This window comes from Sulfitobacter sp. G21635-S1, assembly GCF_027213915.1.
GTDB lineage: Bacteria > Pseudomonadota > Alphaproteobacteria > Rhodobacterales > Rhodobacteraceae > Sulfitobacter.
Window position 1 is genome coordinate 1 of sequence record NZ_JAPWGV010000078.1, and the last position, 461, is coordinate 461.

1 pseudogene is annotated in these 461 nt (G+C 64.9%); it reads right to left on the bottom strand.

From position 1 onward, the window contains the following. A pseudogene (locus tag O4H53_RS26985) lies at positions 1 to 341 on the bottom strand (hypothetical protein); the annotation flags it as partial. Positions 342 to 461 lie beyond the last annotated feature (120 nt).

Consider the following 461-nt stretch of genomic DNA (forward strand, 5'->3'; position numbering starts at 1 on the left):
ACCCAGCGGTAGACACCGGCGTTGGGCACACTCGCCCCGTCATAGCCGGTCGCGGTCGCCTGAAGGTGGGTGCCCGCGTCCGTATCGGGCACCGAGGAGCCCACGTCATCGGCAACCGGCACAAGGGCCAGCAGGTCCGCCCAGGAACTGGCCGGGCTGAGCCCGGAGAGCACCTGGTCTTCCAGCAGATTGATCGCATCGGCCACGGGACCCGAGCCGAGCAACTGCTGGCCGAGGCTGTTCACAAGGACGCGGACCGAGGACCCATCCTTGTTGCCGATGATCTCATCGACGGTGGATGCAGGATCAAGAGAGACTGTTTGAACGCCGTTTTCTGCCATGTCGGGCTCCTAGTAAATCGTTGTTGCGAAGGGGCCGGAGACCGGCCCGGCGATGTTCTCGTCGTTGATCGGCTCGACGTAGTAATCCCAGCCGCCCGCCTCGACGCAGCTCGGGGTCTC